17 protein-coding genes are annotated in these 24,451 nt (G+C 64.7%); 4 read left to right on the forward strand and 13 right to left on the reverse strand.

What is annotated here, in order from left to right:
* Positions 1–224 precede the first annotated feature (224 nt).
* Positions 225–1,682 carry a hypothetical protein gene (locus tag QZ847_RS01200; protein WP_294352342.1) on the reverse strand — a complete coding sequence of 486 codons (1,458 nt, stop codon included), beginning with the start codon at positions 1,680–1,682 and terminating at the stop codon, positions 225–227.
* Positions 1,683–1,770: 88 nt separating this feature from the next.
* Positions 1,771–1,950 (reverse strand): hypothetical protein, encoded by a 180-nt coding sequence (locus QZ847_RS01205; RefSeq protein ID WP_294352344.1) that lies wholly within the window; start codon positions 1,948–1,950, stop codon positions 1,771–1,773.
* Between the two features lie 421 nt (positions 1,951–2,371).
* Between QZ847_RS01205 and QZ847_RS01210 the strand changes: the two genes are divergently transcribed.
* Positions 2,372–2,638, forward strand: coding sequence for a helix-turn-helix domain-containing protein (locus QZ847_RS01210; protein ID WP_294352398.1), 267 nt, complete (start codon positions 2,372–2,374; stop codon positions 2,636–2,638).
* Positions 2,639–2,936: 298 nt separating this feature from the next.
* A complete protein-coding gene (locus tag QZ847_RS01215) occupies positions 2,937–4,307 on the forward strand; it encodes a hypothetical protein (RefSeq protein WP_294352346.1) in 1,371 nt (456 codons plus the stop codon).
* Here the strand turns inward: QZ847_RS01215 and QZ847_RS01220 are convergent.
* The 9 genes from QZ847_RS01220 to QZ847_RS01260 all read right to left on the reverse strand — a co-directional run bounded on the left by QZ847_RS01220 (position 4,288) and on the right by QZ847_RS01260 (position 17,698).
* Positions 4,288–4,440 carry a hypothetical protein gene (locus QZ847_RS01220; RefSeq protein WP_294352348.1) on the reverse strand — a complete coding sequence of 51 codons (153 nt, stop codon included), beginning with the start codon at positions 4,438–4,440 and terminating at the stop codon, positions 4,288–4,290. The genes QZ847_RS01215 and QZ847_RS01220 overlap by 20 nt on opposite strands.
* 219 nt (positions 4,441–4,659) lie before the next feature.
* Positions 4,660–6,900, reverse strand: coding sequence for a glycoside hydrolase family 3 C-terminal domain-containing protein (locus QZ847_RS01225; RefSeq protein ID WP_294352350.1), 2,241 nt, complete (start codon positions 6,898–6,900; stop codon positions 4,660–4,662).
* A gap of 32 nt (positions 6,901–6,932) precedes the next feature.
* Positions 6,933–8,933, reverse strand: a complete 2,001-nt coding sequence (locus QZ847_RS01230) for an alpha/beta hydrolase domain-containing protein (RefSeq protein ID WP_294352400.1) — start codon at positions 8,931–8,933, stop codon at positions 6,933–6,935.
* Positions 8,933–9,250, reverse strand: coding sequence for a hypothetical protein (locus QZ847_RS01235; RefSeq protein WP_294190205.1), 318 nt, complete (start codon positions 9,248–9,250; stop codon positions 8,933–8,935). The genes QZ847_RS01230 and QZ847_RS01235 overlap by 1 nt, the downstream gene beginning before the upstream one ends.
* Entirely contained in the window at positions 9,251–10,582 is a 1,332-nt protein-coding gene (locus QZ847_RS01240) for an acyclic terpene utilization AtuA family protein (protein WP_294352351.1), read from the reverse strand.
* On the reverse strand, positions 10,579–11,883 hold the full coding sequence (locus QZ847_RS01245) for a citrate:proton symporter (protein ID WP_294352355.1): 1,305 nt from the start codon (positions 11,881–11,883) through the stop codon (positions 10,579–10,581). Before QZ847_RS01245 ends, QZ847_RS01240 begins: the two co-directional genes overlap by 4 nt.
* A gap of 92 nt (positions 11,884–11,975) precedes the next feature.
* A complete protein-coding gene (locus QZ847_RS01250) occupies positions 11,976–12,920 on the reverse strand; it encodes a LysR family transcriptional regulator (RefSeq protein WP_294352357.1) in 945 nt (314 codons plus the stop codon).
* Positions 12,921–12,966: 46 nt separating this feature from the next.
* Positions 12,967–14,664, reverse strand: coding sequence for a carboxylesterase family protein (locus QZ847_RS01255; RefSeq protein ID WP_366930161.1), 1,698 nt, complete (start codon positions 14,662–14,664; stop codon positions 12,967–12,969).
* A gap of 31 nt (positions 14,665–14,695) precedes the next feature.
* Positions 14,696–17,698 carry a TonB-dependent siderophore receptor gene (locus QZ847_RS01260; protein ID WP_294352359.1) on the reverse strand — a complete coding sequence of 1,001 codons (3,003 nt, stop codon included), beginning with the start codon at positions 17,696–17,698 and terminating at the stop codon, positions 14,696–14,698.
* 411 nt (positions 17,699–18,109) lie between these two features.
* Between QZ847_RS01260 and QZ847_RS01265 the strand changes: the two genes are divergently transcribed.
* Together QZ847_RS01265 and QZ847_RS01270 are read left to right on the forward strand one after the other, a co-directional pair.
* Positions 18,110–20,326 carry a glycoside hydrolase family 3 C-terminal domain-containing protein gene (locus tag QZ847_RS01265; RefSeq protein WP_294352361.1) on the forward strand — a complete coding sequence of 739 codons (2,217 nt, stop codon included), beginning with the start codon at positions 18,110–18,112 and terminating at the stop codon, positions 20,324–20,326.
* Positions 20,327–20,909: 583 nt separating this feature from the next.
* Complete coding sequence (locus QZ847_RS01270; protein WP_294352364.1) at positions 20,910–22,400, forward strand: hypothetical protein; 1,491 nt, start codon at positions 20,910–20,912, stop codon at positions 22,398–22,400.
* Here QZ847_RS01270 and QZ847_RS01275 read toward each other — a convergent pair.
* Positions 22,349–22,903 carry a tyrosine-type recombinase/integrase gene (locus tag QZ847_RS01275; protein ID WP_294352366.1) on the reverse strand — a complete coding sequence of 185 codons (555 nt, stop codon included), beginning with the start codon at positions 22,901–22,903 and terminating at the stop codon, positions 22,349–22,351. The two genes, QZ847_RS01270 and QZ847_RS01275, sit on opposite strands and share 52 nt — an antisense overlap.
* A gap of 164 nt (positions 22,904–23,067) precedes the next feature.
* A complete protein-coding gene (locus QZ847_RS01280; RefSeq protein WP_294352368.1) occupies positions 23,068–24,408 on the reverse strand; it encodes a sensor histidine kinase in 1,341 nt (446 codons plus the stop codon).
* Positions 24,409–24,451 lie beyond the last annotated feature (43 nt).

A 24,451-nucleotide genomic window follows, 5' to 3' on the forward strand; every position in this document is an offset into this window, starting at 1 on the left:
TGCTGGCGGGCACCATTCCAATACGTGATCACGTGAGCGATAGCCCACGCGGTGAGCGGGCCCTTGGCGTATCCGAGCTCAGTCTGGCACACCCCGCTGGACCAAATGCCTCCGCGCGTGGTGGGCCTATGCGTGTGACCGATGGTGGCGCGAATGCCTAGGTTCTCGACGCTTTGCATGCCGCCCTTGCGTCCATCGGGGCCCTTGTCTCCGTGAATACCCATCTAAATCCCCGCCACCTTGTAGCTCTCGCCGTTCCGAAGGAAATGCACTCCCTGCAGCTCATCCGCGGCGAGATCCCGCAGCGTTGCCTCGAAGAACCCTTCCGAGTCCTCGCCGCGTGCGAGCCGCTCATGTAGAGCGAGTGCGCATCTCAGGAAGAAAATTGCGTTCGCCGGATCGTCCCGGAAATCAGTCTCCCGAAGCCAATGCCCGAACATGGCGTCGTGGTTGGAGGCAACGACCAGCGACGTGCACCACGGGCGTGAGGAGACGGAGAGAAATCTCGCAGCCTGCTCCATCTCCGCGCCCACGTTCCCACCCCCGTTCGCAAACTGGGCGAACCGACGGAGGTGGTTACGGGCGTCGAAAGGGCTTCGTGCCGAGAAGTCGCAGACGTCGTGGAAGATCTGCCGTCTCGGACGAAGTAGGTCGACGAGGGATTTGGCGGTTGGGTCCTTTGCGCCAATTCCCCAGGTCGCCGCCGCCACTTCCGCATCGAGACTGGAGTGGTGAATATCGCCGAAGTTGATCGCCTCGACCCCACAGCCGCGTTTGATGGATCCGCCTTCGACGCGGACTGCGAGATCCTGGAACGATCCGTCCCCGTCGACAGGCGCGAGGATGTGGCGGCAATGACCCACCCCGTCACTAGACAATTCCACGATCACGGCCCCGAGTTCCTCGCGCGATCCGGGGATGGCTGACCGGTGCGGAAGAGTCATAGCGCCCGTCGTGAGCTGCACGCGAAGGCCGTCGGCACGGATGCGCGGCATCGTCTCGAGCTGGATGACCGCATGAGGCACGACGGTCCAAACAGCGGATCTGCAGCCCTTCACGCTACCCAGAGGACGTGTGGCTCGCGGATGGACGCTTACGTTAGTGGCAACCTCCACCTGGTCCTCGAGATCGACCGGGCTCGCCCACAAGAAGTCTATAACTACCGGATCGACGTCGCCGTCGCCAATCTTCACCACCATCAGCTCGGCGTTCAACCAGTTGGCGTATGCGAGCACGTTGCGGAGGAACGCCTCGTGGGTGGGTGTTCCCGCCTCGGCACATGTGATGATCATCCTGGTGACGCCGGCGGTGGGGGCGTCGACCTTGCGGCGGGTCGGTTCGGACGATCGCACCTCTCGCATAGGCGTCGGACGGGCCGCGACATCTACCTGCGGGTGCATGGCCGGCCGTCCGCCCGCCTTTCGACGATTGACGCCGAAGCGAGTAATGACGTCCCCCTTCAACATGGCTTTCAACGGCGGCGGGGAAAATCCCTGATCCCGCAGCTTATTTCGCTGATACTGGACCAACGTCTCCCGAACCGTGATCTGGGAAACGCCCATCATCCGAGCCACCTCCGACATCGACTGGTGTCGAACATACAGGCTGTATACGGTAGCCTGACGTTCGGTCACGAACGTCGTCCGGCTCGTCTTCGTGGATGCCGTGCCGTTGGTGGACATGCCTCTCAACGCTCCTTCTTTAATGACTGGGTTCCACGACGTTCAGCGACGATCGAATGGATGCGTCGTCGATTATGACGGCGTGCGCCTAGCCCTTCCACGGCACCTGCAACGCCACGCGAACGGCATCGAAAGCGAGCGACGATGCTCCACCGACCTGCGCGGCACCCGGAATGACGAAGTCGCGGCCACTAAGCAGCGGATGGAGGACGCGCGCACCCGGCATGCCGACAGCGTCCGCGCGGTCGACCGCGTTAAGAATGCTCATCTTTGCCTCCCGGGTAAGATGCGTTTGTGGCGGAGACGGCACAGCTTGGGATTTCCACTGCGACGGGGGCGATGCGGCCGATCGCACGTCAGTTGTCGGCACCAGCTCGTCGGCCGCTTTGTCGGCGTCGAGCGGATCGGGAAAGATGCCGCGCTTTTCCTCGCGCGGCAGGTGCGCCGTGAAGCCGTCGCGTGCGTGGACGTCCTGGCCGGCATCGAACCGCTGACGGTGATCGCATCCATCGGTTCCTCCAGGTCGTCGCCGTCTGTAGGTCGCCGAACGGCGGCCTACAGCGACACACAGCAGATAAGAATTCTACGATTATAATTCAATAGTTCTCGTATTATTGAATTTGTGTGGCTAAATTCAGCGGGGCTTGGATCGGCGTCTCCGCCGCGCGTATCGGAATGGAGTGAAGAAGATGCAGGCCGTACAAGTCATGAGCGCGCTGGCGCAGCAGACCAGGCTCGATATCTACAAGCTGCTGGTCGAGCATCTGCCCCAAGGAGTGGCCGCGAGCGACATCGCGGACGCGGTCGGCATGTCGCGCAACGGCACCAGCCCGCATCTGGCGATCCTCTCAGCCGCCAAACTCGTTTCCGCAAGAAAGGGGGGGGGGGCAGGTGATCTACAAGGCGGAGATGCAGGTGGTGGAGGGCCTCGCGCGATTCCTATCGCAGCCCGTTGAACGCGATTGTGAGGGAGTTGCGAACCTAGACTGGTGAGCGCGTCTCCATCGCGGCGACCGCTGCCAAGCAGCAGACACCGCTCGACCCCCAGGCATCCAACCGGCTCGGCTGACCCCGCCGGTGACTTCACCTGCGGTCGTGCGTTAAAACACAGGTCTTTCTCTGGTTGCCGCCAGATGAAAGACTTGGTGATATGTTTCTGCATCGCGACGCGCCGGCGCTGACGCCGATTCAGTTTGCACGAGCGATCGAAATGGTCGACTTCGGCAATCGGCCTCGTCGTCCTACAACGACCGCATGATCAGCTCCTTCTGCGAACATAATCAACCCGATGAGGTGCGGTCCGAGCGGGTCCGCTCGTTGCTGGAGCACGCCGTCGGCGAGGCCCGGACGCCCACTGGAACCCCGGTGTGGCGCGCGTTGCACGACCTTTTCTTGACGGAGGCGCGGTTACGTGGCGCCGGGTTGGTCGAGGAAGCCTGGCTGGGACTCGATAGACCTGCGGTGCGCCGCCTAGCCGCGCGTTTCGACCGGCTCTTCTTCGGTCGTGGCGGCAGACGCTGCAGGCTGCCGGGTGGTGCGCTAATGGGTTCTGTTGGTCCAAGCGTCGGCTTCGTGGACGATCAGACCTTGAGCTTCGACGTCGACGAACCAGGGCTTCATCGGACCCAGGATCTACCGAAACGACCCGGCGGGTCGAACCTCTCTCTCCTTCTACGAGAAGTCGATCTCCTCTGTCGGGATCGGCCCTGCGGTGCCATCGGACGTCCGGCACTCGTTGAAAGGTTCATCGCGGGAAATTGGCGCTACTGTCTGCAGTGGCCGCCGTTCGCTCCGGCCGGTGGCGTGTTACTCGTACATTCCTTGAACTCGACCTCGCGCGGAATCTTCTGCGCGCTCACCGCTGGCGAGGTCGAGACCATCGCCGCGGACGTGGTCGACGAAATGGCTGATCTGTGGACCAACGATCGGGTGATCGCCGCGCGGGTGTGCGAGGCGAGCGATGCGGCTCGACGAGTGGCGACGACGCTGGACGGGGTCCGCTTTCGATGCGTGACGGTGCAGCTGAATGATCACGTGCCCTTCAGCCCCGTTGAGCTTTGCGTAGAATTCGACGCCATCGACGACGCTCTTCGACAAGGAACCGTGATGCAGGTCATCCGATCCGCACAGGCGCCTGGTAAGGCGGTCGGCATGCACGGGCTTCTCCGTTCGCTGGAGCTCGAGACGCTGCGCCATGCGGGAGCCGATGGACGCATCGACGAAATGGCTCTGTCGATCGCACTCGTTTCGACGGACGGTCTATCCTCCCTGCTCGTTCGACTCGCCGAGAAGTACGAGGTGTTCGCCGATGTCGCGGTGCCCTCGGGTCTTCAACGCTACAAGCTGTTCTGGTGCGACGGGATCATCCACGCCTCGAGTTGGGACGCAGGCCGTCTTCACGTTTGGAAGAACGAGATACGCGTTGAGGGTGAGCAAATGCCTGCGACCGTCTTGGCTGCCCTCAGAGGTAAACCGCTGTACCGGTTGTTCGACTCGCCTTTCAGATGTAGCGCGCTCATTCGATCGGCTATCGATTATGGGACCTTTATTGCGGTCGAAACGGAGGTTGGTTCGCAACTCGTCAACTGCGTTGAAGGTAAGGTCTTTACTCGATCGCCTTCGTGAACGCTTCGGCGAGTTCGTAAGTATATATCGATGTCGCCTCTCGGTGCGCCTCGTTCAGGGTCGACCGGCTGGCGGTGGAGAACTCCTTCGTCGCCGCAACGAAGCGTCGGGTCTGATAAGTCGGTTCCCGCATCTTCTGCCCTTGGCACTCGCCGATCTGATCATCAGACGATTGTCTGTTTGTGGTGGATAGCCGCCTGTCCGTTATCTAGGGATGCTTGCCATGGTCGGCCGTTTGTTCAGGAAGTAGCTTGAAAACACAAGCGCTTGATGTGTTTAGAAGCGGAGCATTTGCTATTTGCGGGCGGAACAAGGTTAGAATGATCGCCTTGCGTCCGCCGTATTTTAGTTCTCAACGCTTGTTGCGAGTTGGGTCGCGAAGAGTGGCGTCGTGCCAACGACGCGCTGGCAAATGTATAGTTACGGGTTTGCTCAACTCTCCCGCTGACGAGCCGCTTGCGAAAGAATAATCATCTGCCGGCATCGTCCAGCCGGTATTCTGCCAATCGGCGAGTAGCCGTGGATCAATCGCAATTGTTATCGTTCGCGACTCGCCGGGCGCGAGTTCAACGCGACCATAACCGACCAGCCGCTGCTTGATCTTGCCGCCGCGCTTGGTGAGGTAAAGCTGCCCCACGGTTGCGCCGGGGCGTTGGCCGGTGTTCGTGATGTTGATCGTCGCATTGGTGCCGTTCATGCGCGGCACGCCAATTGCGAAGCTGGTGTAGGACAGGCCGTGTCCGAACGGGAACAACGCCTTGTACCCGTTGCGCGCGTTCCAGCGGTAGCCAACGTCCGATCCCTCGATGCCGTAATCGGCGTCGAGCTTCATGTCGCCGTGCGGCGGATTGCCCGCGAAATCGGGTTCGAGCGCGTCGAAACCGTCGACCGACGTACGCGGTAACTGGTCGATCGATGCCGGGAAGGTGATCGGCAGATGGCCCGAGGGATTGACCTTCCCGAACAATACCGCGGCAATCGCCTCGCCGCCGCGCGCGCCGGGGTACCACGCCTCTACCACCGCCGCGGTTCGGTTAAGCCACGGCATCAGCACGGGACCACCCGTTTCCAGCACCACGATCGTGTTCGGATTGGCGCGCGTCACCGCGTCGATCAGCGCATCCTGTCCGTTCGGCAGCGACAGGTCCGGCTGGTCGAGCCCCTCGGTCGACCACTGCGTGGCGAAGACGATCGCGACATCGGCCTGCTTCGCCTGTGTCACCGCATCGGCGATGTAGCGGCCATCGCGGAAGTGGAAGTCCGCTTGTGGCGCGAGCGCCTTCATCGCATCGAGCGGGACCGAACGCTGGTAGGATTGCGAGAGAAAGGCGGAGAACGGATCGGTGCCGCCGAGCGGGATAGACAGCGCCGGCCCTGCCGCGCCCTGCACCTGGCTCGAGCCCGCACCCGACAGGACGCCGGTGTTGGCATATCCGCCGATCACTGCGATCCGCTTCGCCGAAGCGGCGAGCGGCAGCGCGTTGCGTTCGTTGCGCAAGAGCACGATACCCTGCTTCGCGACCTCTTCGGCGACCTGCGCGTTGGCTGTCGCATCGATCGCACCGCCCGCGCGCGCGGGAAAGCGGTCGAGCCCGTTGTCGTAGATCGCCCACAGGATGCGACGGTTCATGTCGTCTAGCCGCGTTCTGTAGGCAGGGTCGCTAGCGGCGGCAGCGGCTAGCCTGTCGGCGAAGAACACCGCTTTGTCGAGCTGCGCACCCGATTGCTGGTCGAGCCCCTTAAGCGCGGCATCGAGGCTCGGCACCGCGCCCCAGTCGGACATGACGAAGCCCTGGTAGCCCCAGTCCTGCTTGAGCACGCGATTGAGCAGCCAATCGCTCGCGCACGCCTGTTCGCCGTTCACCTGATTGTAGGCGCACATCACCGACCCGGGATTGCCGATCTCCATGCCGATGCGAAACGCAAGCAGATCGCTCTCGCGGGCGGCGGCTTCGGAAATCTTCGAGTTGACGAACTTTCGTCCGGTCTCCTGACCGTTGAGCGCGAAATGCTTGATCGTCGAGATGATGTGGTTCGACTGGATGCCGCGGATCGCGTGCCCCACCAGCGTGCCGGCGAGCAGCGGGTCTTCGCCCAAATACTCGAAATTGCGACCGTTCCGCGGATCGCGCAGCAGGTTGACGCCGCCCGCCAGCAGGACGTTGAACCCCTTCGCGCGAGCCTCACCGCCGATCATGCGCCCGCCCTGCTCGATCAGCGCATCGTTCCAGGTCGATGCCATTGCGAGGCCGGAGGGAAGGGCGGTTGCGCCGTCCTTGCGAATGCCGCCGACCCAGGCGACGCCCAGGCTGGCATCGGTTTCGCGCAGCGACGGCACGCTTAGCCGCGGGACGCCCACGACATAGCCCGCGCCCGCGATCGCATCGGCGGGCAGCTTGGGCGGGTTGGGGCCGAACGGCAGCGGCATGATGCCGTGGGTGAGAATGGTCTTCTCCTCCATCCGCATCTTGGCCAGCGTCGCATCGGCGCGTGCGCTCGCCTGATCGGGGGGCGGCGCCTCGCGCGCGGTAGCGGCATCGGCGGCGAGCACGAGCGCGAGCGCGGAGCAGAGCGACAGCCTGTGACGAGTCATGTGGTTCTCCCGGATCGATATGTGTTGTTGGCTCATCGGAGCACGTCGCTCTGCTCGGCCTGCTTCACCAGCCGTTCGGCGTCGGGGGCGAGCAGCCAGCCCTGTTGCACCTGTTCGGCGGCAACCCGGCGGACCTGCGCGACGAAGCCCGCGTGGTCGCGGTAGCGCGATTGGAGCGAGGGGCGCGGGTCCCCCGACGCGCGCCGCTCCGCTTCGGTGCGGGCAAAGGGCACGAACCCGCCGACGAAGCCGCAACCGCCGCCGGCACCATAGCCGCGGGCCTGCACGTTCCAGCCGGTATAGCTGCCTAGCGGTACCAGCATCTGCACCGATGGCACGCCGCCAACCTCGTTGCCGTCGCGGTCGACGCGAGGGACGAGCGAGGGAATCACCTTCCGGATCGCTGGCGGCTGGCGCGCGATCACGCCCGACAGGTCATTGTAGCGAAAGCCGGGGCCGAAATCGTAATCGAGGAAGGCGTTCAGCTTGCCATCGGGCAGCGGTGCACCCGGAATGCGCGGCCAATTCATCGCGGCGGCGGTCGGTTCGACCAGCTCGCCACGCGCGAGCGTGGGATAGCGGCTGGCGGGCGGCTCCTTGCCTCGCGCGACCCATTCCGCGAGTGCCTGTAGCAAGGCGCGGCGCGTATCCGCGGACGGATTGGGGTTCCATGCCATCAGGCATGCCGGGGCGCCGGCGGGCACTTTCTCGCCTGCCGGCGGGAAGCCGCCGATGGACGATCCGCCGTGCGTCGTACCGGGGAAATAGTAGCGGCGTACCTCGAGCGGCAGCGGCAGGTCCGCGCGCGCGTCGGTGCCGACCAGATTGGGCGACATCCGTAGGCCCCAGAACTCGGCCGAGCCGAAGGTTTCGATGATCCGCGGACACGTGTCGTCGACGCGGCAACGATCGAGCAGGCTCGACACACCGCGGTCACGCGCGCGGTCGTCGTAGCGTGACCACCACAAAGCGCCTTCGCTGCCGGGCTCGAACAGTCCCGCGGCACCCCCGGGTACGCCGAAGCGAATGTTGAGCGGCACCTGTCGCGCAGCGATGTTGGGATTTGCGCCGTCGAACACGCGCCGCCCGTCTTCGCTCGCGTTGAAGCCGAGCGCGATCAGGCTGCGGACGAAATTGCCCGACTGCGACGTGCCCGTGATGATCGGCCAGCGCACCAGTCCCGCCACCGGGTTGGGTGTTCCCGCATCGTCTCGCGCGGCGTAGCGCAGGAATGCGTTGAAATCGCGCACCGCGGCGAACCCCAATCCCAGCACCTTCGAATCGCGGCCCTGATACGTGAGCGTATAGGCAGTGGCAGGTTTGAAGCCGCCGCGCAGGCAGAGCTGCGTCGGGTCGGGACGGCCCGGGAATGGGCCGTCACGGCAGTCGGCAAAAGCCCAGTCGCGTGCGGCCACTGCCACCAGCGCAGCGGAATCACTTGCCTGGTTAAACAGTTGCGCGCGATGGGTGTCGAGCGAAACGGGTAGCGGCCGCGCGGTCGGGCGCCCGATGCTGCCGGTGATCGCGACGCTTCGCGTGCCGGCGGGCACGTCGGTAAAGCGCTGGAGCACTGGACCGGTCAGCGGTCCGTCATGACCGCGTGCGACCGGCACCTCAAGCGTCTGCGCGCCGGGTTGCGGGGTCAGGTCACCCTGCCACCCGCTCACCACACGGATCGCGCCGTCCGGGTCGGCGGTGACACTGCCGTTGCCGCGATTGGGCACGTCGTACCACAGGAAGCCGTTCGTTCGTGCAGGATCGGCGGGAAGCGCAATTGCGAAGGTCGCGCTATAGGCGACATGGCCGTTGGCGAGCCGCGGGGCACTGCTGAGATCGGTGATGATACGATTGCGTGCGTCGACGGGATCAACCTCGCCGTCGTAATGGCCGCGCATGATGCGATAGGCGGGAGCATCCGGACGGGCCGGGGCCACATCTTCCTGGCTGGTGACGAAAAGGCGCGTGAGCCGTGCATCGGCGACGCTCGCGCTACTGGCCGCCAGCAGGAGAAAGGCGAGCTGCTTGCGCACCATCACGCCGGCTCTGCCTCACCGATCGGGAGGTCGAGCAGGTGCGCGCCGATGGTCTTGCCGTGCGCATCGAGGGCGAGCGATCGGGTCACGCCACCCGCCAACGCACCGTCGAGCACGAAGTTGAGTGCGCCGAGCTCCGGCAATTCGTAGCGCGTCGCCTGCCTGATCGGCAGGTGAGACAGATGCCGCGTGACGCGTACCTCCGTCACCTCGCGGGCGAGCAAGGCGAAGTCGGTCGGATCGTAAGCGATCACCGAAATCTGCGAGGTTTCGCCTTTGTCGCCGGTGCGCACGTGCGCCACGTCACCCAGCAGCATCTACGCCTCCACCATCGTCACGCGCGGGCTGACCACATCGTCGGGGATCAGCGTGGAGGCGATCGCCACCACCGGGCGGACGCTGCGCACCACGCCGCCGCCGCCGAAGGGACCGTTGGTATAGAGCGCTTCGACCTCCATGCCCGCCAGGTCTGCGGCCTGTTCGCTTGCGGCGCGCGCGGCGACACGCAACCGTACTTCGCGCGCGGCATGGTCGTCGCGCGATCGATCGAGCAGGTCGGCGCCGATCAGATCGACGCGCAGTTCGTCGTGCTGCGCGCCGATCAGTTGCAATCGCTCGCGCACGATCTCACCCGCCAGCCTTGCGCGCTCGGCGGCGCGGGGGCCGGCATAGGAAATCTGTCCTTCTCCGATGAAGCCGTCGTCGTGGCCGATCGACACCTTGAGCTTGCCCGTACGCCCGTGCCCGGTTCCGCCATCGACCGCGATCCGATCGGGCGCGAGCTCCCGAAAACGAACGCGGCGGAAGTCGGCAACCACGTCGGCTTGGTGATAAGCGCCTGGATCGAGAATCTCGTACAATAACTGCTCCTTGCACCCCGCGAGCGTCAGGCGTCCCCCGGAGCCCGCGACCTTGGTCAGCACGGCGCTGCCGTCTGGTGCCACCTCCGCGATCGGAAAGCCCAGCCGGGCAAGGTCGGGGACGTGCTTGCGCGGCGGATCGGCAAAATAGCCGCCGGTCAATTGCCCGGCGCATTCGAGTAGATGACCGAGCAACGTGCCACGCCCTGCCATCTCTGGATCGTCGAGCGACCAACCGAAGGCGTGCGCCACTGGCCCGAGGAACAGCGCGGGGTCGCCGACTCGTCCGGTAATCACGACATCGGCCCCTTGCGCGAGCGCATCCATGATGGGTGCGGCACCCAGATAGGCGTTGGCGGAAATGACGCCGGCCAGGTCTCCGGTGCGACCCGCACGGTCGATCAGCGGCAGATCGTGAGCGACGATATAGTCGAGCACGTCGTCGCCGGTGACGGCTGCGACGTTCAGCCGGGTGATCCCCATGTCACGTGCGAGCGCTGCGACGGCGGTTGCGGCTGCTATGGGATTTGCCGCGCCCGCGTTGGTGACGATCCGCACGCCGCGCGCATGCGCCGCCGGCAGGACGCGCCGCATTCGGTTCAGCAGCAACGGGTCAAAGCCTGCGGCTGCGTCGGCGCGGCGCGCGGCCTGCGCCAGTGCAATGGTACGTTCGGCCAAGCACTCGAACACGAGAAAGTCGAGGTCGCCGTGCTCGACCAGTTCGATCGCGGGTTCGATCCGGTCGCCCGCGAAGCCTGCGCCGGCGCCGATGCGGATGGTGCGGTTCACAGTGGGATCGTTCCGAGCAGCAGGGCGGCGGCGAGCATCACAAGGCTAGCGGCGAACAGCCAGGGAATGGAGAAGCGCTGGTGTGCGCCGAGTTCGATGCCGCTCAGCCCGGCCACCAGGAAGGTCGCCGGCGTCAGCGGGCTGACCGGAAAGCCGGTCGTCATCTGCCCCAGCAGCGCCGCGCGCGCGACCGCAATCCCCGACGTTCCGAAAGCGTCGGACACGTGCGCGATCACGGGCAGCACGCCGAAGTAGAATGAATCGGGATCGAATACGAGGCTGAGCGGCATCGCCACCACGCCGACGAGGGCCGGTAGGTGCTGTCCGAGCGGAGCCGGAACGTGCGTCGCGCCGGTCTGCGCCATCGCGCCGATCATCCCCGATCCGTTCATGATGCCGGTGAACGCACCGGCGGCGAGGAGGATGGTGGCCATCAGCAGCGCCGCGCGGGCGTGCGCGTCGACGCGGGCGCGCTGCGCCGTTGCATCGGGGTAATTCAGTACCAGCGCGATTGCGGTGCCGACCATGAACACGATCGCGGGCTCGACGACGCCGGCGATCATCACGCCGACCACCAACATCGTCAGCGCGACGTTCAGGGGAAAGAGGCGGGGGCGGTGGAGCGTTCGATCATCGTCGGCGGTGTTTGGAATGGCTGCATCGCCCTGCACGGTCGGGCGTGGGCTCCCGGCGGCGATGCGTCGTTCCTCGCGTTTGCCGAGCCACCAGGCGGCGGCGAAGACGAACACAAGCCCAGTCGCCTGCACCGGGATCATCGGCGTGAACAGATCGGTCATCGGAACCTTCAGCGCGGCGGACGCGCGCAGCGTCGGGCCGGTCCACGGCAGGAAGTTGACGCCTGCCGCCAGTGAGGCCGTGCAGGCGAGTACGCGTCGATCCATGCCGAGCCGATCGTAGAGCGGACGCAGCGCCGGAATGGTGACGAGGAAGCAGACCGCGCCTGACCCGTCGAGGTGGATCAGCAGCGCGAGCGCGGCGGTGCCGAGCGCGATCCGGCTCGGTCGCTCGCCCACCAGGCGCAGCACCAGCGCGACCAGTGGTGCGAGCAGCCCGGCATCGGTCATGATGCCGAAGAACAGGATCGCGAAGACGAACATGGCCGCGACCGGCGCGATCTTGGACAAGCCGGCGGCGACGTAGCCGGGCACGTCCGCGCTTTGCCCGGCGATCACGGCAGCCGCCACGGGAACCAGGATCAACGCGGCGAGGGGCGAGATGCGGTTCGAGAGGATGAGCAGCAACAGCAACAGAATCGCCGATGCGCCGATGAGTGCGAGCATGATCCTCCCCGACCCGGCTGTTGCCGGTCGTCCGACAAATTGCGGGCGGCGACGCTATTCAGCAATTAGAAAATTCTGATCGATCGATCAGTTTATGCGATCGCGGTGCAGGTGTGCTGATGCGCGAGGAAGTGGAGCCGGAACGCCTCCACCGCGGGGGCGAGGGTGCGATTGACGGGGTGCGCGATGCCGATCGTCCGCTCGATCACCGGCGCCTCCAGCCGCCGCGCCGCGAGCGCCCCCATGTGCAGCATGCCCAGACACGAGCGTGGCAGCGCGGTGATGCCGAGCCCAGCCTCGATCATCGCGCCGACGCTCGCCAGCTGGGTGCATTCAAACAACGGACGCACCGAGACATCCGCCTTGCTCATCGCGGCGTCGGTCAGGTCGCGCACGCTGCTGCGCGCGGCCATCGCGATGAAGGGATGGTCGACGAACACGTCCCAGCGCGCCGGCGCGGGCACGTCGAGCGCGCTGCCCGCGGGTACGATCAGGTCGAGCCGGTCGTCGAACAAGGGTGCGAAATGAAATTCGTTGCTGGGCGGCGGCGTGGTGACCGCCAGATCGACCTGCCGGTCCTGCATCTGCTGGTACAAGGTGCCCGACAGGTGATCGCGCACGATCACCTCGACCTGTGGGTGCGCAGCCAGGAACGTTGCCATGACACGCGGCAGCGCACCCGCCGCGACCGACGGCAGGGCACCGATGACGACGCGCCCGCGCTGCCCGGCGAAATTCTGCGCCAGTTCGGTGAAAGCATGGTCGAAGTCAGCTGTCAGCCGCTCGACGATCGGCAGCAACGCCTCTCCCGCGCTGGTCAGGCGGACGTTGCGGCTATCGCGGTCGAACAGTCGCGTCCCGAGCTGTTCTTCGAGCAGCCGGATCGTGCGGCTGAGCGCAGGCTGCGAGACGTTGGTGAGCCGCCCGGTTTCGCTGAAGCTGCGGTTGTACGCGACCTGCATGAACAGGCGCAGGCTGGACATGCTGGGCGAGCGGCGCATCGGCGGGAGGTTGGCGGGCACGAACGATGCGGTCAATCCGCCCTGTGCCGCTTGCCGGCGGCACAGGACGAGATCGTCTAGTTTACTTGCTCGCCGCGGTGTCGGTCACCGGTACCTTGGCGAGATCGGCGTCGATCGCGCGCAGCTTCTGATCGGTGAGCGCGGGCAGATAGGATTGCAGCGCCTCTAGCGTCACGCCGCGCGCCATCCCGATCTGCGGACTGGCGAGCACGTCGGGGATCTGCCGCTGGAGTACCGCCTTCGCACCCGGATTGTCGAGCAGCGTGCCGAGCGTGGTGGTGAGCGTATTGTAGCGACCCGACGCGGTCGCCGCCGCCAGCCGCGCCTTGCCTGCCTCGATGTCGACACCCCAAGGATCGCGCTGTGCCACCGCACGACCGTCGGCCGTAAAGTCCATGATCTGGTCGCCGGCGCGCGTGTAGCGCGGCCACTTGGGCAGGCTGCCGCCGTTCGGATCGCTCGTCTTGGCGAAGTTGACGACGTAGCGGCTGATCGTGTCGCCGACCTGGTTGTCGCGCGGCGTGGTCTTGTCGCCGTATTTGATCGCCTGCGTGTCAAAGAAGAAAGGGATGTCGGTGGCGTGCTGCGCGCCCGGCTGCCCGACCGAGTCCGCAACGTAGGAGAAGCGATACTCCCAAACCGGCACGCCCTTGTCGGCGATGGCGGCCGACGCGTCGCGCGCGCCCGCAATCATGAAGCCCGACTTGCCGCCCATATCGGCGCTGGTCGCACCGATGATCGTCGGCACGCGCGCGAAATTGCCGCTGCTATAGGCGTCGCCCAGGTTCACCACGACCTTGCCGTCGACAAACGGGCCGGTGTTGGTAGGCGGCCCTGCCTTGGGACGGAACATCTGCATCATGCTGAGCCCGTCGGTCACGTCGTCGGCGCTGAGCGCGCGCAGCTTGGCCAGCGCGTCAGGCGCCGCAGGGTCGATGTTCTTCGACCGCGCGAACGCGGCGCCGACCTGCTCGACATCGGCGAGCGTCTTCTTGTCGGATTGGCCGTTGCCGCCCGACATCACGAACGCCTTGTTGAACAGCCCGCGTGCGAGCGGCGAGGTGTTGAGCATGTGCACCGACATGCCGCCCGCGCTCTCGCCGATGATGGTCACATTGTTGGGATCACCGCCGAACGCGGCTGCATTGCGTTGCACCCACTTGAGCGCCGCAATCTGGTCCATGACGCCGTAATTGCCGAGCATGCCGTTGTCGACATTCGCCTTGGTCAACTGCGGCAGCGCGAATGTGCCGAAGCGGCCGACGCGGTAGTTGAAGCTGACGAACATGACGCCCTGCTTGGCAAGGTTCGCACCCGAGTAGGTCGGGGGCGAGGCGCCGCCGTTGACGAAGCCGCCGCCGTAGATCCACACGATAATTGGCAGCTTGGCACTCGCGGCCGCGCTCGCCGGTTTCCACACGTTGGCGTACAGGCAATCTTCCGCAGGCGTGGTGCCGAGCGGGGCGGCGTCGCTGGGGAAGGGCACCTGCATGCAGTCGTGCGAATAGGCGGTCGCATCGCGCACACCGGTCCAGGCGGCGGCAGGTTGCGGTGCTCGCCAGCGGAGCTGCCCGACCGGGGGAGCGGCGAATGGAATGCCCTTCCAGCTGGCGACGCCGTCCTCGACGGAGCCGCGCACTTGGCCGCGATCGGTCTTGATGACGGGCGCGCCGGCTTGCGGGCCAGTTTGTGCGGGCGCGACAACGGGTGTGGCGATGGCGGCGACGGCCGCCAGCATCGCAAATTGTGACTTGGTCATGAGATCGAAACTCCGTTGAAGGCTGCGTGCGTCAGAAGGCTTTGGTGAGCTGGAACGTCACGATACGCCCGAGGATGTTGGCGTTGGAAGGGTCGTACGCGCCGTAATTCGCCCCGGCCTGCGTCAGCACAAGCGGCGGGTCCTCGTTGGTAATGTTCTGGAAGTTCGCGCTCAGTCGCACGCCGCGCAGCACGCCGCTGGTACGCGGGACCGAGTAGGTGATGCCGATATCCAGCGTCTTCCACGACGGCACCTTGGTCTGGTCACGCCCGGTGATCGGGATCGTGTTGGTGTACGAACCCGTGTAGTTGAGGAACGCATTGACACCGAGCCCGCCTAGGTTCCAGCTCAACTGCCCGCGCCCGCGTAGGCTGACCGGGTAGTAATAGGTATCCAGCACGTCGACCGTAGCGCCGCCGGATACCTGTTGTAGCGTCTGGTTCAGGATCTTGGTCACGCTGGCGCCGATGTTCCAGCGACCAAAACCGGTCTCGAACTGGTAGAAGGTCTGGAAATCCAATCCGTCCTGAAACGTGGTCGCGGCATTGGCGTTGCGCGCGTCGAGGATCACGCCGACCGTGCAGGCGCTGAGCACCGGTGTGTTGTAGAGCGCGGGATTGGCGGCGATGAAATTGGCGAGGCGTGGGTCATAGGTCGCCGGGTTGCCGTTGACGCAATTCGCCGGGTTGCTGACCGGTTGAATATACTGGCTGTAGAGCGCGGCATTGGCCGGGTTGGACAGGAACAGCCCGACATTCTGCCCGACGATCTGATTCGAGTAGTGCGTATTGTAATAGGTACCGGAGAAACGGAACCCGCTGCCCGCCGGCTTGACGTCGAAGCCCGCCGACCAGGTCGTTGCCGTTTCGGGGCGCAGGTCGCGATTGGCGCCGAGCAGGATGTAGGTGCTGCTGAAGCCGGGATAGAGCAGTGCGATATCCTGCCGTCCCGAATTGTTCGCGAACGGCAGCCCGATCACCGCGGACGAGTAATTGTTCGGGTTGGTGTCGGTCAGTGCGGGTGCGCGGAACGACGTTCCCCATGATCCGCGGATCGACAGGAAGTCGTTGACGGTCCAGGTCGCGCCGAACTTCGGATTGGTAGTGCCACCAAAGTCGGAATAATTGTCGTAACGAACCGCGGCGTCGAGGTTCAGCTCCTGTATGAGCGGCACGTTCATGTCGCTGCCGACGATCGGCACGAACAATTCGGCGAACACGCTCGCGGTGCTTCGCTGCGTGGCGCTGTCGTTGGTGATCGCGAAGGCGTTGTTGGTGCGAGCGTTCTCGAACGCATTGTTGCTGCCGTTGCGTAGATGCTGGCGGTTGTAGGCGAGCTCGCCGCCGAATGCGGTGCGCACCTCGCCGCCGGGCAGCGAGAACAGCGGCCCGTCCAGCTTCACCACCGAGTCGACGAAGGTGTTGTACGAATATTGCGTGTTGGTGCCGAGAAAGGTCGCGTACTGCTCGGATGAGAGCGGCGCGTTGCCGTACGGATTGATACGGCCCGCGGTGATCTGCGCGGCGAGGGCGGCACCATTGGCGTTGTTGTCGAAATTGCAGATGCCGCAGGTCGAATCGTGCGCGTAGGTGAAGTAGGTGTCGACGTTCCAGCGATTGGGCAGATGCCCGGTCATGCCGCCGGTCACGCTGATCGTCTCGGTCGGGTTCTTCGTCACCGACGGTCCGCCGAAGAAGGTGATGGGATCGACCGCAACCGTCTGCGCCAGCGCGCCGCCGCAGTCTGCGTTCGCCGCCGATGCCGAAGCCGGTGCGCCGTTGATGTAATAAGGGCTGCCCTGACAGACGAGCACGTTGTTGCCGACGCGCGAATTGCCGTAGCTGCGGCTCGACGTCTCGCGCTTGGTATAGAAGGACTCCAGGTACAGCGACAGCGTCGGCGTCAGGTCCTGGTTGATGAACACCGCGGCCTGATCGCGCTTCTGCCGCCCGACGAAATCGGTGAAGTCCGATTGGTCGACCAAATTTGCACCCGGCGTGAGCTGCGCGAAGGTGGTGCCGGGCGCGGCGTTGGTCGGGATGGTGTAGTAAGCGTAGGGAACGCCGTTACCGCCGGTGACGAGCGTCGGCGTTGACACGCCCAGCGTTGCGTTGTTGGCGCGCGAGTCGACGCCGCCTAAGGTAGTTAGGTCGCGGCGCAGGAACTTTGAGCGTCCGCTGGTGAAAGGATCGCGATCCTCGTGATCGTAGGTGATAATGATGTTGCCGGTGTCCCAGCTCTTTCCTGCGGTGACCGACACGCCCCAGACGTTGTTATAACGGTTGAAGGTGTCGCGGCCCGATACCTCCAGCCCGTCGAACTTCTTGCGCAGCACGTAATTAATCACGCCCGAGATCGCGTCGGAGCCATAGATGGCCGAATTGCCGTCGCTCACCACCTCAATCCTTTCGAGCGCGGCGACCGGGATCTGGATCGACTCGGTAAAGGTGCTGGCGGCGCCGCTCGGCACGACGCGGCGGCCGTCGACCAGCGTCAGCGTCGCGGAGGTGCCGAGCCCGCGCAGGTTGATCGCGGTGCCCTGCGTCGCATTGCCGCCGTAACCCGCGGTACCGCCCTGGCGATAGACCGGGCCGGAGCCGCCGGAGTTGGGGTTGTTCTGCACCTGCGGAATCGTCTGCAGCACGTCGTTGACGTTGGTGTAACCGGTCGCCAGCACCTGCGACCGGTCGATCGCCAGCGTCTGAGAACCGACCGGCTTTACGCCCGAAATGTTGGTGCCGGTCACGATGATGTCCTGCCCCGTGCCGGTCTCGTCTGTCGCTTGGGCGGCTTCCGGCTCCGACGCGGGCTGCTCGATCGTCGTCACCTGCGCACCGGCGGGTGCGCCGGCGGTCTGCGCGTTGGTGGGGATTGGCGGTGCGACAGGCTCGTCGGTGGTCGATCGCGCGGGGCCGGCGGGCGAGGCGGCACCGCCCTGCGCTGGCGCCTGCGCCGACGCTACGGAGACGTGGGCGGCGATGGCGAGTGCCAGCGTGCTCGAGCCCAGACGAATGACGCGCTTTGTCGGCTTCACGATTATCCTCCCCATCGGCGCCGCGTTCCGCGCGGCTTGTCGCGCCTCCTCGTGCCGTTCGTGAAATCGCTGGCTGTTTGGCAGCCTCAGCGATGGCCGGCGGCGTTCAAGGAAACCGTTGCTGATTGATGTGCCGTAAGCCCGAGCAACAAAAAAATAGAATTTGGCGATCGACCTATTTGGAAACGCTATCGATCTCGGAGTGGTATCAATGCCGCAAGCTGATCGGTCGATAACAATTCGAAGTTTGACGCGATTGATGCGATGCTCATTATCGCTGCAACGATCGTACGCATGATAGCGGCCGGCCGATTGCCGCGCTGCCACGCGCGAGCATGCACATGTGGGGGAGGTATTATCTTGCGTAATCAGTCACGAAGGCTCGCTCGCGCTACATCGCTGGCGGCGACTTTGCTCACCACGCTGCCGCTCGCCGGTGCCGCGGCGCAGGCACCCGCGAACCGGAATGTGGCAGACGGTGCACGTCCGTGGATGAACGCGTCGTTGCCCGCTGACCGCCGCGTCGCGCTGCTGCTAACGCAGATGACACGCGCGGAGAAACGCGTGCTGGTGCAGGGGTTCTTCGCCACCGACTTCCCGCCCAAGCAGTTCACTGCGCCAGCGGAGGCGCGCAACGGGTCGGCGGGCTACGTTCCCGGTGTGCCGCGGCTCGGCATCCCGCCGCAGTGGCAGGCCGACGCCGGGATCGGCGTCGCAAGCCAGGGGGGTGCGCCGCGCAAGCGCGCGCGCACTGCGCTTCCCTCCAACCTCGCCATCGCCGCGACGTGGGACCGCGCGGTCGCCGAACGCGGCGGCGCGATGATCGGCGCGGAGGCGCGCGCGTCCGGCTTCAACGTGCTGCTCGCCGGCGGCGTCAACCTGGCGCGCGAGCCGCGCAACGGGCGCAACTTCGAATATGGTGGCGAGGACCCATTGCTCGCGGGCACGATGGTCGGTGCACAAATCGCGGGCGTGCAGTCGAACCACGTCATTTCCACGATCAAGCATTATGCGATCAATGATCAGGAGACCGACCGCAACGCCGGTAATTCGATCATCGACCCCGCGCAGGCGCGCATGTCCGACCTGCTCGCGTTCCAGTTCGCGATCGAGCGTGCCGATCCGGGCTCGGTTATGTGTTCGTACAACCGGGTCAACGGCCCCTTCGCGTGCGAGAACCCATGGCTGCTGAACGAGGTGCTACGTCGCGACTGGAACTGGCCGGGCTATGTCATGTCCGACTGGGGCGCGGTTCACTCCACCGCGCCCGCAATTACCGCCGGCCTCGACCAGCAATCGGGCTATCCGTTCGACAAGGAACCATATCTCGGCGCCGACCTCGACAAGGCGCTTTCGGATGGCACGGTCAAGGACGCACAGCTCGACCGCATGGCGGGGCGCATCCTCCACACGATGTTCGCCAAGGGCCTGTTCGATCATCCGATCGAGGCCGCGCCGTTCGACCTGCCCGACGCGACGCTCGCCGCGCACGCCGATGTGACCCGGCAGGCAGCGGAAGCGAGCATGGTGCTGCTGCGCAACGAGGGCGCGATACTGCCGCTGTCGCCCGCAACGAAGCGGATCGTCGTCATCGGCGGGCACGCCGACAAGGGCGTACTGGCAGGCGGTGGTTCCTCGCTGGTCTATCCCAAAGGTGGCAACGCGGTGCCGGGCTTGCAGCCGACGTTCTGGCCGGGGCCAATCATGTATTATCCGTCATCGCCGATGGAGGCGATAAGGCGGCAGGCGCCGGATGCTCAGGTGACGTTCGTCGATGGCAGCGACTCAGCCGCTGCGGCCATTGCTGCACGAAACGCCGATGTCGCCATCGTGTTCGCGACGCAATGGGCGGGCGAGGCGTTCGATGTGCCGCTCGAGCTCGGGAACAACCAGAATGGTCTGATCGACGCGGTCGCCGCGGCCAACCCGCGCACCGTCGTGGTGTTGGAAAGCGGCGGGGCGGTGCTGACGCCGTGGCGCAACAAGGTCGCAGGGTTGGTCGCGGCGTGGTTTCCCGGAACCGCGGGCGGTGACGCGATCGCCAACGTGTTGTTCGGGCGCTTCAATCCTTCGGGTCATCTGCCGGTGACCTTCCCCGACGCGGTCGCGCAATTGCCGCACCCGGGTGAGCCGGCGAAGGGAGACGTGACCTACAGCGAGGGCGCGACGGTCGGGTACAAATGGTTCGAGCAGAAGGGGCAGAAGCCCGCTTACGCCTTCGGCCACGGCCTGTCGTACACCAGCTTCGCGATGAATGGGCTGCGCGCGACGCGGGTCGGGCAGGGCGTGCGCGCCGACTTCACCGTCCGCAACACGGGCAAGGTCGCTGGGAAAGCGGTGCCGCAGGTCTATGTCGCGGGGAACGGGTGGGAAGCACCCAAGCGGCTCGGCGGGTTCGCGTCGGTGATGCTCGCGCCCGGTCAAACGCGGCAGGTGAGCGTTACAATCGACCCGCGTCTGTTCGCGACCTTCGACGAGGCGACTCGTCGCTGGAGCATTGCGCCCGGAACCTTTCAGGTCATGCTGGGCCATGCCTCCGACCAGATCGACGAGACCGCGACGATCACGCTGCAGAAGCTGGAACTGCCAGCGGGATGGCGACCTTCACCGCTGAGGAAGGCCGGCTGAGGACGTAAAAGTCGCTCACGACCAGTGACATTCGTTAGAGGTGAGCGATTTGTGGCGGCGAGAGGGTGATCGGCTTCGATCGCTTTACCTAAGCCGATCTGAGCGGATCATTCCCGTTAGTGCACCGGAAGTTCTGTTTGATTAGGAACGTGCCGGTGAGAAATCGCCGTGAGGCGGCTGAATAGCTGGTTGTGGTGAAAAGTGGGTGGAAAGCCGCCTGTCTGCTTTCGGGCGTCTCATCGAGGTAAGCTGCCGTTTGTTCAAAAGTGAGGGCAGGGCGCGCAGAGCGCGCGTCGATGGTGGGAAGCGTAATGGCCGGTTTCGGCCATTACGCAGCGTAAGCAGACCTTCATTCATCGGAGCAGGGCAGCGGGGCCTTAAACCGTGCGGGGGGCTTTCTGCCTGACCGCGTTTGGGCGTCCCACACGGAAATCCCGCCTGCGACGGTCCAGAAAACTCAGCCGGGCGGGCAGGTTAGCGCAGCAACTTGTGAACTGTTTCATCCGACATGGTCGATACGTGGCGTTCGTCGTTGACCAACTAAACCTTTGGCTGGAACATGTCGGAAACTTGGGGGCAGGGCTTGTCGGCGAATTCAACTGTAGCGGCATGGGTGCGGTTTCTTCGAAACTACGGCCCGATTCCGACCAACGACAATATGTACGACGAGTCGATCCAGCGTGCGCTGCGTCGCCACAAGCTTCGGCCGATCACCCTGCCGGCGCCACTTCGCGACCAGCTCGTACCGATGTTCAAAAGCGATGCAGCCGTTTCGCACATCATCACCGGCACGGCTGGCGACGGCAAAACCTATCATTGTCGCGAAGTATGGACCGCGCTCGGCGGCGACGTCACGGCCTGGAACCATGGCGACAAGATCCAGCGCCTCGCGTTCGACGACCGGACTCTCGTCATCGTCAAGGATTTGAGCGAACTGCGCGACGATGAGAGCAACGAACTCATCGTTGAATTCGCCCGCGACGTTGCCGATCCCGCGACGCGAACCTTCTATCTGTTCGCGGCCAATCACGGACAGCTGCTCGAGAAGCTCAAATCCGCCCCCGATGCCGCCGAGGTCGTCCGCGTCAGTAAGGTCGTCGAGGATTTGCTCGTCACGGGCATCACCAGCGATCCCGGCATCGCGCTCGAGCTGACCGATCTCAGCCGCTCGCCCGCCGCCAAAATGGCGATGGCGATCATCGACGAGGTCACCGGCCATGAAGGTTGGGACGGCTGCGAAAGCTGCGGCGCGAGCACCGACGGGCGCTGTCCGATCTTCGAGAACCGCCGCCGGCTGATCGGCGAAGGGCCCGACGATCCGTTCAAGCAGCGCCTCACCGCGCTCATCGAACTAAGTGAGCGCAACGGCAGCCATTTCCCCGTGCGGCAATTGCTGGCGCTCGTCGCCAACGCCATTCTGGGGCACCCCGATGCGCGCGACGGACTGATGACCTGCAACGACGTCGCCGCCATCCAGGCTTCGGGCAAGGCCGACCTCGCCAGCATCTATCGCAATATCTTCGGCGAAAACCTGAAACCCAGCAAGGCCGAGAAGACCGAACTCTTCCGGAAACTGAACGCGTTCGGCATCGGTGCCGAGACCAGCAATCGTGTCGATAATCTGCTCGTCTATGGCGCCGACGATCCGGCCTATGCGGCCGACTATCACGCATTGATCCTCAGCGATCCCGTCTATGGCGCGACGCCGGCCTATGCGACCGCGCAGCGCTCCTATCTCGAGGGTGCGGACGATGGCGATCGCACCGGCTTCCTGAATGTCCTGCGCGCCCAGCGGCAGCGGCTGTTCTTCACCATGCCCGAGGACAAGGTCGAGGATTATGCGCTGTGGGATTTGACGGTGTTTCGCTACGCGGGACTTTATCTCGACGTTGCCGATAAGATCGCCGCCAAACAGCCCGTGCCGCGCGCGGCGCTCAATATGGTGGTGCGCGGCCTCAATCGCATATTTACCGGCATGCTCGTTCAGAACCAGGATGAGCTCGTGCTCGCCACATCAGGCAGCTATTCGCAATCGAAGCGCAGTCCGTTGCTCAGATTTCCCGTCGCCTTATAGATGATCGAAGCCTTGGTCCGTCGGAGCGAATGCGTCCCATAATCCTGGGGAGGTAGACCTATACCGACGACCCACTCATGCACTAGACGCGCATATTGTCGCGTACTCATATGAGCCATGTAGTCGTTACGGCTCGGGAAAACGAAGTCATTCAGGGTGCCGCCTCGTCGTTCCAACCAAGCACGCATCGTCTTTCGCGCCGTGTCCATCAACTCAAACTGAACAGGTCGTCTTGTCTTCTGCTGAACAACGACCGCGCGATCACGCACACGCCCACCCGAGACCACATCGCCAATTCGGACCTTCACCACGTCACAGCCGCGCAGCTTGCTATCGATAGCGAAGTCGAAAAGGGCTCGGTCACGAAGTCGTCTGTGTTGATCCAGCCAGAAGCGGATGGCCCAGACCTGCTGTTGTTTCAGAGCCCGCTTGGCTCCGACCAGTCGGCCTTCGTTCCAGGGGCGGAGTTCATGAAAGGCGGGGTCTATCGACGAGTGACCCATCACTCATCTCCATCATACCAACTTGCTCAGTCGCAGATATGTTAGAGAAGTGAATCAATCATAAAACATTGGGGCTAACGATAGGATGTATTGAAGATATCAAAAACTTGAGAAAGCGAGTGCGCTAGAGGTTGCGACTCTAAATCAATTCATCGGTGAACTTCTCACTTATGGTTCAGGGTGCATAGACTTTTGAAGCTAAGCGTCACGCGAAGTCCAGGATACGTGTTAGTGATTTGAAGCCGCGCACCCAAGCGTTGGGCTGCGGAGTGCACGATCGCCAGACCCAAACCGCTGCCCTCCTGTCCGGCGCTCGTACTAAATCGCACGAAGCGTTCGCCCAATCGCTGCAGGTCCGCGTCGCCGATTCCGGGACCATCGTCGGCCACCGCGATCGTCGAGGACGTGTTGTCGCTCACGATGGTGACAGTGATCGACGAACCGTCTCCGATGTAGCAGATTGCGTTGTCGAGAAGGTTCGACACGATTTCGAACAACAGGGTGCGATGGCTGGCGATCACCACGGCGTCGTCGGGCGCGTCCAGCTGCACCTCCACACCGGCTCCGATCGCCTCGTGAATGCGGCGGTTGATGGCGGCAATGGCGACCTCGCGCAGGTCGACGTGCTCGAGCGGCGGCGACGTACCCGCCTCTTCGGCCCGCGCGAGGGCGAGAAGTTGCGTCACCAGTCGCTCCAGCCGGTCTGCGGCGTCGGCGATCTCACCCAGCGCCTGCATATCGCCGCGACGGGCCAGCTCGACCTGCACCTTCAGCACCGCGAGCGGCGTGCGCATCTGGTGCGAGGCATCGGCGGTGAAGCGCCGTACCCCGGCGGTGGCCGTGTCGAGCCTCGCGAGCAGATGATCGAAGGCGTCGGAAAGCGGGCGCAGCTCGGCCGGCAGGAGCCCGGCTCGAAGCGGCGAAAGGTCGGGTGTCGCCCGCGTATCGCGCGCTTCCACGGCGGCTCGCAGCCGTGCGAGGGGGCGCAGGCTCCACGCGAGGGCGGGACGGATCAGCAGCATCGCCACACCGACGAGCGCGATCTCGCCGATCAGCAACGCGGCCATCAGGCGGCGTTGGAGCGCGCTGCGGCCGTCCAGGGTTTCCGCGACCTGCACAATCACGGGCTGATCGATCCGCGGCAGGGCACGGCGGACCTCCGCGATGCGAATCCGCTGGCCGCGGTACATGGCGAAGCGGAACCGCGCGGAGTCGATGTCGAGCGCGCGGTCGTTTGGCGCAGGAAGGTCGGCGTACCCAGTCAGCAGTCGTTCGCCCACCGCAATGCGGTAGTAAACGTTGTCGCGCTCGCTATTTTCCAGCATCCCGAATGCGGCAGCGGGCAGGTCGAGCGTCACCTCGCCCCGTTCGACCTGCACCGTTTCGGCGATCGCGCCGAGTGCGCCTCCCAGCACCCGGTCATTGGTGCGGCGCACGACGTCGGCGATCAGCGTCGCTCCGGCAAGCCCCAGCACGATCGCGATCGCCAGCAGCGGCACGAGCATCGCGGTCAGCAGCCGCGTTCGCAGCGCCAGTGCACCGGTGCGG

Source organism: uncultured Sphingomonas sp., assembly GCF_913778135.1.
Taxonomy (GTDB): domain Bacteria; phylum Pseudomonadota; class Alphaproteobacteria; order Sphingomonadales; family Sphingomonadaceae; genus Sphingomonas.

Coding starts and splice junctions, on each gene's coding strand:
- QZ847_RS01200 (WP_294352342.1), bottom strand. CDS start 1,682: ATGTCCACCAACGGCACGGCATCCACGAAGACGAGCCGGACGACGTTC.
- QZ847_RS01205 (WP_294352344.1), bottom strand. CDS start 1,950: ATGAGCATTCTTAACGCGGTCGACCGCGCGGACGCTGTCGGCATGCCG.
- QZ847_RS01210 (WP_294352398.1), top strand. CDS start 2,372: ATGCAGGCCGTACAAGTCATGAGCGCGCTGGCGCAGCAGACCAGGCTC.
- QZ847_RS01215 (WP_294352346.1), top strand. CDS start 2,937: ATGATCAGCTCCTTCTGCGAACATAATCAACCCGATGAGGTGCGGTCC.
- QZ847_RS01220 (WP_294352348.1), bottom strand. CDS start 4,440: ATGCGGGAACCGACTTATCAGACCCGACGCTTCGTTGCGGCGACGAAG.
- QZ847_RS01225 (WP_294352350.1), bottom strand. CDS start 6,900: ATGACTCGTCACAGGCTGTCGCTCTGCTCCGCGCTCGCGCTCGTGCTC.
- QZ847_RS01230 (WP_294352400.1), bottom strand. CDS start 8,933: ATGGTGCGCAAGCAGCTCGCCTTTCTCCTGCTGGCGGCCAGTAGCGCG.
- QZ847_RS01235 (WP_294190205.1), bottom strand. CDS start 9,250: ATGCTGCTGGGTGACGTGGCGCACGTGCGCACCGGCGACAAAGGCGAA.
- QZ847_RS01245 (WP_294352355.1), bottom strand. CDS start 11,883: ATGCTCGCACTCATCGGCGCATCGGCGATTCTGTTGCTGTTGCTGCTC.
- QZ847_RS01255 (WP_366930161.1), bottom strand. CDS start 14,664: ATGACCAAGTCACAATTTGCGATGCTGGCGGCCGTCGCCGCCATCGCC.
- QZ847_RS01275 (WP_294352366.1), bottom strand. CDS start 22,903: ATGGGTCACTCGTCGATAGACCCCGCCTTTCATGAACTCCGCCCCTGG.
- QZ847_RS01280 (WP_294352368.1), bottom strand. CDS start 24,408: ATGCTCGTGCCGCTGCTGGCGATCGCGATCGTGCTGGGGCTTGCCGGA.